The organism is uncultured Gimesia sp., from assembly GCF_963976445.1.
Classification (GTDB): Bacteria; Planctomycetota; Planctomycetia; order Planctomycetales; family Planctomycetaceae; genus Gimesia.
The window spans coordinates 61,507-74,850 of record NZ_CAXBKP010000029.1; the positions used below are offsets into that span (position 1 = coordinate 61,507).

At 49.5% G+C, this 13,344-nt stretch carries 10 protein-coding genes; 4 read left to right on the forward strand and 6 right to left on the reverse strand.

Features of this window, described 5'->3' with window-relative positions:
• Positions 1-14: 14 nt before the first annotated feature.
• Complete coding sequence (dnaE, locus tag AAC022_RS23285; protein ID WP_339734987.1) at positions 15-3,530, reverse strand: DNA polymerase III subunit alpha; 3,516 nt, start codon at positions 3,528-3,530, stop codon at positions 15-17.
• Between the two features lie 247 nt (positions 3,531-3,777).
• Between dnaE and AAC022_RS23290 the strand changes: the two genes are divergently transcribed.
• Positions 3,778-4,998, forward strand: a complete 1,221-nt coding sequence (locus AAC022_RS23290) for an alpha/beta hydrolase (RefSeq protein ID WP_339734989.1) — start codon at positions 3,778-3,780, stop codon at positions 4,996-4,998.
• 41 nt (positions 4,999-5,039) lie between these two features.
• On the opposite strand, the gene AAC022_RS23295 is transcribed toward AAC022_RS23290, so the two are convergent.
• The 5 genes from AAC022_RS23295 to tsaE form a co-directional block, all read right to left on the reverse strand.
• Complete coding sequence (locus AAC022_RS23295) at positions 5,040-5,507, reverse strand: carboxypeptidase-like regulatory domain-containing protein (protein WP_339734991.1); 468 nt, start codon at positions 5,505-5,507, stop codon at positions 5,040-5,042.
• 71 nt (positions 5,508-5,578) lie between these two features.
• Positions 5,579-6,601: a DUF1559 domain-containing protein gene (locus AAC022_RS23300; protein ID WP_339734993.1), complete on the reverse strand. Its 1,023-nt coding sequence runs from the start codon at positions 6,599-6,601 to the stop codon at positions 5,579-5,581.
• A gap of 381 nt (positions 6,602-6,982) precedes the next feature.
• Positions 6,983-7,273 (reverse strand): hypothetical protein, encoded by a 291-nt coding sequence (locus AAC022_RS23305; protein WP_339734995.1) that lies wholly within the window; start codon positions 7,271-7,273, stop codon positions 6,983-6,985.
• 103 nt (positions 7,274-7,376) lie between these two features.
• On the reverse strand, positions 7,377-8,381 hold the full coding sequence (locus tag AAC022_RS23310) for an NAD-dependent epimerase/dehydratase family protein (RefSeq protein ID WP_339734997.1): 1,005 nt from the start codon (positions 8,379-8,381) through the stop codon (positions 7,377-7,379).
• A gap of 61 nt (positions 8,382-8,442) precedes the next feature.
• The gene (gene tsaE / locus AAC022_RS23315) at positions 8,443-8,913 is read right to left on the reverse strand and encodes a tRNA (adenosine(37)-N6)-threonylcarbamoyltransferase complex ATPase subunit type 1 TsaE (protein ID WP_339734999.1); all 471 of its coding nucleotides are present in this window, start codon (positions 8,911-8,913) and stop codon (positions 8,443-8,445) included.
• A 222-nt stretch (positions 8,914-9,135) separates the two neighbouring features.
• Between tsaE and AAC022_RS23320 the strand changes: the two genes are divergently transcribed.
• From AAC022_RS23320 to AAC022_RS23330, 3 genes are all read left to right on the forward strand, one after another.
• Positions 9,136-10,332 (forward strand): MFS transporter, encoded by a 1,197-nt coding sequence (locus tag AAC022_RS23320; protein ID WP_339735001.1) that lies wholly within the window; start codon positions 9,136-9,138, stop codon positions 10,330-10,332.
• A gap of 957 nt (positions 10,333-11,289) precedes the next feature.
• Positions 11,290-12,054 (forward strand): gamma-glutamyl-gamma-aminobutyrate hydrolase family protein, encoded by a 765-nt coding sequence (locus AAC022_RS23325; protein WP_339735003.1) that lies wholly within the window; start codon positions 11,290-11,292, stop codon positions 12,052-12,054.
• Positions 12,055-12,350: 296 nt separating this feature from the next.
• On the forward strand, positions 12,351-13,235 hold the full coding sequence (locus tag AAC022_RS23330) for a segregation/condensation protein A (protein WP_339735005.1): 885 nt from the start codon (positions 12,351-12,353) through the stop codon (positions 13,233-13,235).
• Positions 13,236-13,344: the final 109 nt, after the last annotated feature.

Genomic DNA, 13,344 nt, shown 5'->3' on the forward strand with positions numbered 1-13,344 from the left:
TTGCTGCAAAGGTTTTAGCGGCCCATACTTCCACCGGTATTTTTTTTCTTAATCGGTGTATGGAAGTGAATATGGCTCTCGCCGATAACTGCTCTCAGCTGGTTTTCAAACTCAATACTGCAGGAAACACGCATGGTTCCAGGGGGATTCAGAACATAACGCAAAGAGGTATCGGGTTTTTCCTGATCAACGGAATCAACGACGAGAAGCACTTCAGTTTGTCCTGGATACTGGGACACCACATCGTGCACGTTGACCATATCCTGACGGGTGTGGACACCACGCTTGAAATTGATGGCCAGACGATCGGTGAACTGTTTGCGAGCATCATTCAGGGTCAGCAACTGGTCGACAATCACATTGGGCTCCCTGCCCCGCTTATCGATTTTGCCCTTAATGATCACCATGGCTTCCATTTTGACTTTTTCGCCCATCGATGCGTATTGTTCCGGCCACATAATACAGCGAACAAGGCCGTGTGGGTCTTCGAGGTCAAAGTTAGCGTAGCGGCTATTTCCATTCTTGCTTGGCTTTTTCGTGGTTGCCATTTTAATTGAGGAAATCATGCCAGCCAGGATGACTTCAACCCGATCATCCATTTCTGCCAGTTCGTTTGTCTGGTGTTGTGCATATTTGGTAAGTGAGCTTCCCATTTCGGCCAGCGGGTGTGAAGTGAGATAAAAACCGAAGACTTCTTTTTCCGCACCCAGTTTCTGGGCACGTGGCCAGTCTTCCGCTTCTGGCAGTATCGCTTCCTCGACGCCGCCTGGTTCATCGGCTGCGGGTTCATCGCCAAACAGACTTTTCTGCCCGCGTGCCCGGTCACGGTGGAGGTTGAGCGCCGACTGAACCGCCCGCTCGACGGACAGCGTCAATTGCGCCTGGTTTCCTCCCAGGCTGCTGAGTGCGCCCGCTTTGATCAGGATTTCGAGCGTGCTTTTATTCAATGTCTTGGGGTCGACCCGTTCACAAAGATTATATAGATTTTGGAAAGGTCCATTCTCTATTCGTTCTTTAACGACCGCTTCCAGTACCTGCTCGCCGACCCCTTTAATGGCACCCATGCCGAAGCGGACTTTCTCGCCTTCCACACTGAATTCCACGTCCGAATGATTGATGTCGGGGGGCAGTACTTCAAGTTTCATCCGGCGACAGTCATCGACGTGTTCGTTGATGCGTTCGTGACTCTCCATCCCACAAGAAAGGAGTGCCGCCATGAATTCTTTGGGGTAATGTGCTTTGAGATAGGCGGTCGCATAGGCTACCCCGCCGTAGGCCGTTGAGTGTGATTTATTAAACCCGTAGCCGGCAAATTTTTCGATCATCTCGAACAAATCTGTCGCCAGCTTGACGTCAACGTCATTTCTTTTGGCACCTTCAAGGTACTGGTCTCTAAAGTCGGCGATGATTTTCAGTTTTTTCTTACTGATCGCTTTAATACAGCGATACGCGGCAGAAAGCTCGATGTCTCCGACACGGTTCAAAATCCGCATGACCTGTTCCTGATAGACCATCACGCCGTAGGTCTCATTCAGAATATCGTCCACAATCGGATGGACTTTCGGAATCGGAATGCGATTGTTCTTCACGTCCACATACTGCATGACCATCCCGCCTTCCAGAGGACCGGGGCGGTATAACGCAGAGGTCGCGATGATATCTTCAAACTTGTCCGGCCTCATCTTCGTGAGCAGGTCACGCATCCCGCCACTTTCCAACTGGAAGATCCCCTTGGTTTCTCCCCGCTGCAGCAGCTCGAAGGTTTCTTTATCATCCAGAGGCAGCTTATGCGGATCGATATCGATGCCACAATGTTTTTTGACGTTTTGAACGGCTTTGTCCAGAATGGTCAGGTTGCGCAGACCCAGAAAGTCCATCTTGAGCAGCCCTACCGATTCAACGGTGGGGCCATCCCATTGGGTAATGATGTCTGTTTTACCGGTAATGGTCTGTAACGGGACCACGTCAGAGAGAGGCACATCGGCGACCACGACTCCTGCTGCGTGTGTACCAGCGCTGCGGCTTAGTCCTTCAAGTTGCATGGCCAGGTCCAGCAATTGATTGATCTGCGGATCCTGATCATAGGCGGATTGCAGGTCGGGACTTTCTTTGAGCGCGTCTTTGAGTTTGATTCCCAGTGTCTCGGGAATCATTTTGGCGATTTCGTTTACCCGTGCCAGAGGCACACCCAGTGCGCGACCGACGTCGCGAATGGCGGCTTTCGCTTTCAACGTACCAAACGTGCCGATTTGGGCCACGCTGTTCTCGCCGTATTTTTGCTTCGTATAATCGATTACCAACTGGCGGCGGTCACGACAGAAGTCGATATCGATATCAGGCGGTTCTGAACGGCTTGGGTCCAGGAATCGTTCGAATAGCAAGTCATATTTGAGCGGGCAAACCTGTGACATTCCCAGCAGGAAGGCGACGATTGCCCCACAAGCCGAGCCGCGAGCTGTGCAGGGGATTTTTTCATTTTCCGCAAAAACGACAAAGTCCCACACAATCAGGAAGTAACTCGAATAGCCCATCTGTTCGATCACACCCAGTTCGAGGTGAAGTCGGTCCCAGTGGGCCTGCGTCAGTTCGTCCCCATATTTCAATGGCAGTCGTTCTTCGCAAAGTTTTCGTAGATATTGGGTATCAGTCAAATTATCTGGGGGTTGAAAAACCGGGTAGAATTTTTTATCTGACATCTGGATGTCGACACGTTCAGCCAGTTCCTGCGTGCGCGCCACGGCATGTTCCAGGCCTGGAAAGGCGTCATACATTTCGTCCTGTGTGCGAACGAAGAATTGATCGCCGGTCATCTTCATCCGTTTTTCATCGCTCACAACGGAACGTGTGCTGACACACAAAAGCACGTCCTGCGCGAAGGAGTCTTTTTGATCGACATAGTGTGCATCGTTCGTGGCGACCAGAGGCAGCCCCATTTTATTGGCCAGATCGACGGTTCCTTCCAGGCACTCCCTCTGGATTTCCAGACCCGCATTCTGGATTTCCATATAGACGCGATCGCCAAATACTTTTTCGTACCAGGCGCACAGCTTTTCTGCTTCCTCAAAATCTTCTCCCAGAATACGCTGCGACAGCTCACCCGCCACACAGCCCGTCAGCAGGATCAGACCTTCGCTATGGGCTTCCAGAATTTCCTTGTCGATGCGGGGTTTGTAATAAAAACCTTCGAGATATGCGATTGAGGAAAGCTTGATCAGATTTTCAAAGCCCTTGCGGTTTTGTGCCAGCAAGGTCAGGTGAAAGCTGGCCTCTTTCATCCGCGAGGCCCCTTTTTCGAAGCGGCTGCGGGGGGCAATGTAGGCTTCCAGCCCCAGGATCGGATTGACTTCCTGACTGCGACACTGCTGGTAGAAGTCCATCGCGCCGTACAGATTGCCGTGATCGGTGATCGCGAGCGAATTCATGCCGGCTTCTTTGACTTTGCTCACCATTTCGGGGATGCGGCTGGCACCATCCAGCATACTGAAATGAGTGTGACAATGCAGATGAGCAAAAGGGCGTGGGTCGCTCATAATATTCCGTGCTCCGTCTATTGGGACGCCATCCAGGCAGTAATCAGCGTGAGCTGTGAGAGAAATTGCGTGCGGAAAACAGGAGAGAACTCTTTTCCCATTTCCCTACCCATGAGTGTATTTGGATTCTACGGTTTGTCAATCAACCCTATGGCTTTGAGGTTTTGGTTTTTGATATGTACGATAGTTGATGATAACCAAATCTATTCCGTTTCCATTTCTGACGTCCATCAGAGGATCCAGTATCATGAAATTTGCTCGCCCCGTTGTTTTTAATTTGCGTCTCTGCCTGACTTTGATCGCCTGTTTCAGTGCTTCGGCAATGGTAGATGCTGCCGAAAAAGAGCCAACCCTGCTCTGGCCGGAAGGCGCTCCTGGTGCGAAAGGGACGGAAGATGCCGATAAGCCGGGGCTCTGGGTTTATCCTGCTCCTGAAGACAAGCGAACAGGAGCGGGGGTCGTGGTCTGTCCGGGTGGTGGTTATGGCGGTCTGGCCGTGGATACAGAAGGACATCAGATTGCACAGTTTTTGAATCGAAACGGAATCAGTGCCTTTGTCCTGCGTTATCGCCTGGGGCGTCAGTATCCGCACCCGACTCCGATGCAGGATATCCAGCGTGCGATTCGCTATGTAAGGCAAGATGCTGTGAAATGGGGCGTCGATCCACAGCGTATCGGCGTGATGGGATTTTCTGCCGGCGGTCATCTGGCATCCACGGCTGCGACTCACTTTGATGCAGGAAATAAAGCGAGTTCTGACCCTATCGATCAGATGAGCTGCCGCCCTGATTTTGCGATTTTGTGTTATCCTGTAATCACGATGTCCCAGGATTTCGGGCATAAAGGTTCCGCGCGGAATTTGTTAGGCGATAATCCCAATCCGGAATTGCTCAAATTAATGTCGAATGAGCTACAAGTGACTTCCGAGACGCCGCCGACGTTTCTGTTTCATACCAGTGATGACAAAGTGGTGCCACCGATGAACAGCATCGCCTTTTATCAGGCGTTGAATCAAGCGGGGGTGCCCGCCGAGATGCATATTTTTCGACACGGACGGCACGGCGTGAGTCTGGCTCCCGGTTATCCCGCGGTGTCAGTCTGGCCGGATCTGTTGGTCAACTGGCTGAAGTCGTCAGGTTTTTTAACCGCTGCCAAACGGAGTGCGGTCGAAGGCAGCATTGCCATCAATGGAAGTCCCCTGCGTTGGGGTACGATTACCTTTAAACCGGAAGGTGAAGATGCTGAGAATAAGCCTGCCGTTTGTGGCAGAGTTTTCAACGGGAAATTTTCGATTCCCGAAGCATATGGCCCTGTGCAGGGAACCAACACGATCGAAGTGATCAACATGGGAGATTTTAAACCGTTCCCGACCCAGGATGATTTCAAACGGGTAACGAAGGCTGGCCAGATCAAATTTAATGTCTTTCCAGGCAAGAATGAGCTGACGCTTGATCTGAAATCAAACTAAAGATTCACTTCCCCCCCCCGAGATAGGGGCTCTGAATCGTATCAATTTTTCTTTGCTTTCAATGCAAAGTCATAGGTGTCTTGAGTTTTCTGGACAGTGACGTTTTCTTTTGTTCGCTGCGGATTTGTGTACTGTTTCGGCAGTAACTCACGCGCACCGACTGCCGCTGGTTCGGCTCCTTTTTCCATGGTCGAACCATCGGGCATGACCATTTTTGAGAACGTGACTACATATTGCCCGGGTTCGACTCCTTCGGCACCACTACGATGTTTGATGGCATAGTGACCATTTTCGTCACTGATTCCAAATGCGGTATCTTTCGGCGCATTGCCGTTTGTACCTTGCTGCGGATAAAGAATGATGGTCACTCCCGAAGCCGGATCGCCGTTCAGCGTGACTGTTCCATTTACAGGAGTTAATTCTGGCAGGTTAGTATTTTCGGACCCACAGCCAGTTAGTATCAGACCGACGAGACAAAATAGACAGAACGAGAGTTTGCTTACATGCATGAGATTGATCCAGAATAAAACGGGCTCCACGAACGAGAGTTGATGGAGCCCTTGCAGGAAACAGAGTCAGTTTAATATTCGCCAATCACATTGCCGTCGCTGATGCGGGCCAGATTCACTCGTGTGCTGAAATCAATATTTTCAGAAATGAATCGCACTGCCCCATCGCCTAATAAGACGTGGATCCCACCGGTATGGCTACTTCCAGGAAAGCCTCCCGATCCAGTGCGACCAGCGGTTCCGGTAGTCGTTGCGGTGAAACCGTCCCATGTACAGCAACGCCATTCATTGATACCTGCGAGTGAATGCTGAAGCGTGACACCGAATTTTGACCAGCCAGGGCCAACCCATGTAACTGGCTCATGTGCAGAAACCCACACTTCCAAGGGGGTTTCGATCATGGCAATCGAATTACTCATTCCGTCAGTGACATCACGAACTCGACAGTTTGAATTAGTTCCAAACATGGCTTTTGTTGTTGATGATTCGTTAGTCCACAGCCCGGCGTTATTGAGATTGGTTACACTGAATCCATAGCTTGATTTCGCTGACTGCGGTCTTGGAGATAAGGTGGTACCATTTCCGCCTCCCGTCTGTGAGACACAGTTGCTGGTACGAGTGGGACTGCCCGGGTCAGACGGGCACAGGAACATATTTACAATTGTGCCTCCCAGAATGATGTTTGCTTCTCGGTCGGCAGCTGAGCCCGACAAGTTGCCAGAACCTGATGTATTGCAGTTGCCGCCTCCTAGATAATTACCGGATGCAGCTGTTAAGACGAATTTATTATAGAGTGTCGCCTGGTCGATATAGGGCAATAACGCGATATACCCAGTGTGGTTGGTGACGGGGCTTAATCCGGAACCACCAGGGTTTTCTGTACTGTAGGGAAACGTATTGAACACATCGTGGTAGTTATGCAGAGCTAGACCGAATTGTTTCAGGTTGTTTTTACATGTGCTTCTTCTGGCTGCTTCGCGCGCCTGTTGAACTGCAGGGAGCAGTAGTGCAACCAGGATTGCGATGATTGCAATGACCACCAGCAGTTCAATTAATGTAAACCCGCGTTTGTGGAATCTCGGTGTCGTTCTCATAAGGCTGTTCTCTCTAGGGTAGGCTAATCGGGGGGGAGTGTACTTGTGGGGTATCAGGTATGATGGTGTGTGGGGGTGCTAGGTACGTATAACCAAATTAAGCGGTCAGATATACCTTTGTCAAGAGAAAGAGGTTTCACTTGGATATGACAACAGAAAGGTGGATGCCTGTGTTGTCCTAAGTATAGCTCTGACGAGCATTTGTTTTTTTACATCTGTGGGAATTATGATGTTCGTCGTTATTAAAAACGATGGTGATGAATGTCTGGTAATCAGTCTTCTTTAAAGCCTTCTGGTTGGAAGCTGCAATTTCACCCTGCTTGCGAATGCTTTAAATCAAGAGTGAGTGGCACGTTTCCAAACTCTGAAGTGAATAGCGAATCAGCCGATCCAGAGGTTGATGTACCAGTTCACGCCATCGGCAAGTGGCGGGATAAAATCGCAGGCCAGTAACAGCGGCATGTAAAAGGATGCAAAGAATGGGGAGCTCATCGAATTAAACGAGGCGTACCATTGCCAGAAGAAGGGGCCGATGGAAAGGAGATATAGAGTGAACATGATCGTCACCTGAATCAGCGATTTGATGATATACCGCCGCCATGACCACTTCGGGGGATCCGCTGGCTGTTTCTGTTCGAGCAGTACAGGTGCTGACGTTGATTCACTTTCCATAATGACTATTCTACCCGGTAGGTCCAAGCCGGGTCAAATGGGAGATTTCCGATGGGAGCGGATTACGGCATCTTTTCATGTAAAATTCATTATGACCGGTAGACTACGGGAGCTTGTGGTTTTCGCGAAACCAGTCAATGGTTTCTGTCATTGCCTGTTGAAACGGCTTTTCTGGGTGATAATCCAGTTCGTGTTGGGCTTTTTGTGTGCTGAAATCCAGATTGAGCCCCAAAAACTTGATGCGCGCCTGTGAGAGGATGGGGGCCTGTTTTTTTCCGAGGAATTTCCAGAGACTTTCCAGAATCCGGGCCAGATTTCTCGCAATCGGCAGCGGAACGACCTTTTGAGGGATTTGATACTGGGCCAGTTCCGCGATGGTGGAGATAAATTCCCGTTTACTGACCAGCGTAACGTCGGTGATATTATAAATCTGGCTCAGGGCTTCTTCGTTGAACAGGGCCAGAAAGATGGCATCGACCAGATGTTCGACGTAGGTATTATTCATCAGGTTCTCGGGAGAGCCGAGATATGCGAACCGTCCAGATTTCAAACGCTCCAGAATGCGCGGTAAGACAGTGCGATCGCGCGGGCCATAAATAAATCCGGGACGCAGAATCGTATAAGGGAGTGAATGCTGTTGCAAAAGTTGTTCGGCTTCGATTTTACTGAGGGTGTAACCATCAATGCCGGCTGTATGGGGAGGCTCTGTCTCATCGGTTCCAAAGTGATCGCGGGCTTCATAAACGCCCAGTGAACTGATGTGGATAAAATGTTTGATCAGGCATTGTTCTTCCAACGCGGTCAGTAAATACTCCAGACCGGCGACGTTCGTTTTTCGATACTCGTTGGTCTCGCCCCAGTCACCTACTTTCGCAGCCGTGTGGACAACGATCGTCACGCCGCGCAGAACATCCTTTAGTGTTTTATAGTCTGTGAGATCCGCCTCAATCAGTTCGGCTCCCTGCTCTGCTAAGAACTCTGCCTCTGATGCCGAACGCACCAGTGCCTTCGTGGGAACTCCTGATTCCAGTGCGCGTTGAATGACGCGGCTGCCGACCAGGCCTGTCCCACCTGTCACTAGCAGTTTCTCTTCCGATTCCACAGTCATATCTGTCATCCTGATTCAAAGTCTGGGGAGGAGAAGCTTACTACGTACATGCAGAGTCTTCTCATTTCAGTGCATCGACGATTTTTGTTGATCGGGGACCCTGCCCCTTGAAGTGAAAGGTACGCGCCGTCTCGGAACTGTGTTCGATGTTGATTTGCAGCAAATCCCGCGGCAAGACTTCCGCGACTTTGTCAGCCCATTCGATCAGGCAGACGCCGTTCGCGTACAGCAAGTCGTCGGCACCCAGTTCCAGAAATTCATCAGTATCTTGCAAACGGTAGGTATCGAAGTGATACAGGGGGAGGCTTCCCTGGTATTCCTGGATCAGAACAAATGTGGGGCTATTGACCTGCTCGCGATCCACGCCCAGCGCCACGGCAATAGCCTGAACCAGACGGGTTTTTCCTGCACCCAGGTTCCCATTTAAGGCGATCACCGTACCAGGCTCAAGCAATTTTGCCAGCATCGTTCCCAGGCGTTGGGTTTCGGTTTCACTGGTTGATTGAAAGGTCCACTCTGAAGCAGTGTCCAACGCTCGTTCTTTCCTGAATGATTTGAATGCAATGTTGAAGTGATATAGCAGGTATAACTTTTTTGCAGCGAAATCACAATACAAGCTGTTTTCAGAGCGAGATTATAAAAAGTAACAAAAACAGGCAGACAGTCGCGTGAACCCGATTCCCAATTTCCTGTCCAGCTCTGTAGAATACTGCCTGCTTTCAAATTGACCTCCCGCCTTGAAGTTATACCTGAAATGTCTCACGCCTATCGTTGTCTGATCTGTCTCACGCTGACTCACATTATCGTTGATGCTTCCGCGATAATTGTCGGCCCCTTATGGGGTGAGTTAAAACGTGTGCATTCATTAACTGAGAACACCTTGTTCATGGTGTTGACCATTCATGCGCTCGCCTCATCTCTGGCGCAGCCGGTCTTTGGATATCTACGGGATCGCTATCCAATCAAATCCATTTTGTGGCTGGGACCGTTGCTGGGAACAGCTCTGATGCCCATGGTGGGGCCGGCCAACAGTGTGCTCGTTTTAAGCGTAGTACTCTTGCTGGGGGGAATTGGCATTGGCTCTTTTCATCCGGAAGCCGCTGTGGTGGCAGGGGCGTTAATTCCGGAACGCCGTACACGCAGTCTGTCGCTGTTCATGTTTGGTGGTGCAATGGGACTGGCACTGGGGCCGCTGATTTGTGGTGCGATTGTTTCGACTTGGGGACTGTCCAGTATCTGGGTTTTAGCACCCCTGTATTCCGGACTGATTCTGTTTCTATACCAATTTGGAAAGCCGCCTGCCGCCCTGTTTGAGCGAGATCGGAAAAAGCCGGCACAGTCACTGTCACAGATGCTGGAAGGACGCGTCTTTTTAGCGTTTTTTCTGTTTCTGGTCTGTTCGTTACGACTGGTACCCAATATGGCGATGGATAAACTGCTTTCATTCATCCTTGAGAAACAGGGCGCGTCTGCCTTTGAGATTGGGATGACTCAATCGGTGTTCCTGTTTTCCGCCAGCGCGGGGATGTTGTTGATGGCGTTTCGATTCAAGTCGGGCCATGAAAAAGCATTTATGATAGCCTGCCCGTTATTGGGTATTCCGTTGATGTTTGTGCTGGGCTGGGAAGGCTGTCCGATGTGGCTCATGACATTGCTATTAATTCCCAGTGGCTTGATTCTATGGGGGACCAGCCCGGCGATGGTTTCTTATTCTCATCAACTGTTTCCGAATGGAGGCGGAGTCGCTTCGGCAATTACGATGGGAATGGCCTGGGGTGGGGGCGGCATGATTCAGGCAAAAATTACGAGTCACTATGTTGCTCTGGATATTCCTCAACAGGCGTTTCATGCCATCATTCCTTGTCTGATTCTGGCGACCCTGGGGACGCTGTTGTTGCCTGCACTGGCAACGCAGACACAACCTCAGACAGATGCGGTGGAGACTTCTTAAGCAGTGCCTGCTTTTCATCTCTGCATTCGTGGTCATATTTTATAAGATAAGGCCTGAGTTAAATCTGTCTTCGCGCAGGGAGTTCTACAGAGCTTCTAAGAAGACTTTTTTTGTTTCAGTCAAGACACATTGTTTGAAGAAGTATGCATCATGCAGAATAGCGTCAACGAATCACCTTCCATCATCAATGATCGCAGCTTGATCTCTTACGGAACGCACATGAAACGCAATCGAAAGCCAACGAAAACAACTGCTCAACGAAAACAAGAAAAAAGCGATTCTGAGTTTCATGCATTAAAAACAGGGGTTTTGAATAGTGACTTGATTAACAGGTTATGGCGTATGCACTATTAAAAAAATGATGACTCGCGCACGCGACGCAAGTCACACAATTTAAGGGTCGGCATGGGGAAGTCAAGATGTGAATTAGAGCCCTGTTTTTAAGGGGTTATTGTCAGAATGGGAGGTGTTTCTGTCTGTCAATCCCTTTTCGTATTATTACCGAGTTGCGACATGGAAATGGGGGCGATTTTAGAAAAAAAAATTGTCGGTGAGGGGGGATTCAGGATGTATGAGAAGCTCTAGCACAAGATATGGTATGTCAAAGTTTGAATGAGAAAATATTCACTCAAAATGATCGATTCGCTGGACAGCCTGATTTCAGGATACTAAGATCCTCTCACTCAAGTGATTTGGAAAGATTCAGTAAGAAACACTTGAGGCTACTGAGTTATTTTCAGTACGACACGGACCGAAGGAACGGACCGCTAAAAGAGAATGGATTCTATTTCTATTCGTTCGATCGGGGGGGATTTTCATCCGCTCGAACGCACTTCTTTGGCGAGTCTTTCTGTCGTTTGCTTCCAACGGTCTGTTAATTGGGGAGTTCCCGTATTTTCCCCAGAATGTTTTTTGACCGCACAGGAAGTGCATTACATTGAAGTGAAGGATGGAACCATGTCTAAAAAGCCCCTCATCGGAATTACTGGAGACTATCGCGCTGAGCAAAAAGAGTCTCAGGCATTAAGCTGGTTTTATACCGGCTATTATGATTCCATAACCGATGCCGGTGGAATTCCAGTGATGCTTCCCCCGTTGGTTGATGACGATGATTTAAAGCAGTTCTTGAACCAGCTGGATGGTCTGGTTCTTTCCGGGTGTACTCTGGACCTGGATCCTGTTCGTCTGGGATTTGAAAAACATCCTGCATCTCGGGCTATGCCACTGCGTCGCGAAGACTTTGATCGTCGGGTTTGTACCATGGCGATGGAAATGAAAATGCCTGTTCTGGCGATCGGTTCTGGAATGCAGATGATGAACGTGATCAGCGGCGGAACATTGCATCAGCATGTGACTGAAGATGTTCCCGGTGCGATGTATCACCGTGATGGAGTGGAGTCCAATTTAAGACACATTATCAATATTGTCCCCGGAACGCGGGTCGACAAAATGTATGGCCCGGGTGAAATTCGGGTGAATAGTCAGCACCATATGGCTGTGAATTATATTTCCAAAATGTTTGTTGTTTCAGCGACAGCTCCTGATGGTGCCGTCGAAGCAATCGAAGTTCCTGATGAAGAGTGGTTCTGTGTTGGCGTGCAATGGCATCCACAAAATCATTCGGCTTCTGCGTTGGATATGCAGGTCTTCGAAAACTTCATGACGGCTTGCGAAGAACCCGAACCACAAATTCTGCAAATGCCTGTCCGCAAAGCTGCCTGATCCGAATACGGGGTTGTTAAACCTCAGTCAGCTTTGTCTCATCGTGAGTTGATGTACTCGAAAATCGGCAAGTCATAAGGACTTGCCGATTTTTTATTTCTCGGTCTGGCTTTCGGAAACTTTGAATTTGTAACGGTTAATCTGACGATAACGATAGTATGCGATCGAATACCGCGATGACTGACGACTCATCGTATTCCGTTCTTGATCAAAGAAACGATGTAACTAAAATACAGGTAACAGTTTAACGACGGATCGTAGAAGCTGTTTCTGTTGACAGAGCCCGAAATAAAACTATGACGTCTGCGCAATATCGGGTCGATCTGAGTATATACAGTGGTCCATTGGACTTGCTGTTGTACCTGATTCGACGTAATGAACTGGACATTCTCGACTTCCCGATCGCTCGAATTACGGCATCCTTTAACGAGTTTCTCAATGTCCTGGAGTTGATCGACCTGGATTTGGTTGGTGATTTCATCGTGATGGCCAGTACGTTAACAGAAATCAAAAGTCGGATGGTTCTGCCCCGGGCGGAAGAAGAAGAAATTGCCGAGGTCATCGATGATCCTCGCAGCGATTTGATTCAGCAGTTACTGGAATATAAAAAGTTCAAGGACGCTGCCAACGCGCTGGAAGAACACGCTGCTGAATGGCAGGAACACTATCCGCGTTTAACAGATGAGCGTCCTAAATCGGGGAAAGATCCTTCGGAAGACTTGATTAAGGAAGTCGAGCTGTGGGACTTGGTTAGTGCATTGGCGCGAGTTGTCAAACGCAAGGAAGTCGAAGAGCAGTCCAGTATTACCTATGACGATACTCCGATTTCGACCTATGTCGAACTCATCGGCGTTCGTGTTCGAGAAGAACAGCGGGTTGCGTTCAGCGACTTCTTTGAGGGGGAAAAGATACGCAGCCGAATCATTGGTATCTTTCTGGCGATTCTGGAACTGTTGCGACATCACCAATTCCGGGCGGACCAGCCTGTGGAATATAGTGAAATCTGGCTCATGCCTCCTTTAGCTGATACTGGTGAACCAGAAGCCGGTGAATCAGCTGAACTGGAAGCGAGCCAGGCTGATGCTCCAGAATCGGCAGGCGTTGAAGAAGCGATCTTGCCATCTGAGAACGAGCCTGAAGTGGAACCTCCCTCTGAAGAAGAAACGGCTCCTGAAGCCTAAACTGTCGGATCTTCTCAAGTGTCCAAGGGAGAAAACGCGGCTTGATCCAGGGGGACTTGCACTTGCTCCTGAAATACATGGCTGTTTGATTCTGCTCTTTTGGTCCCTT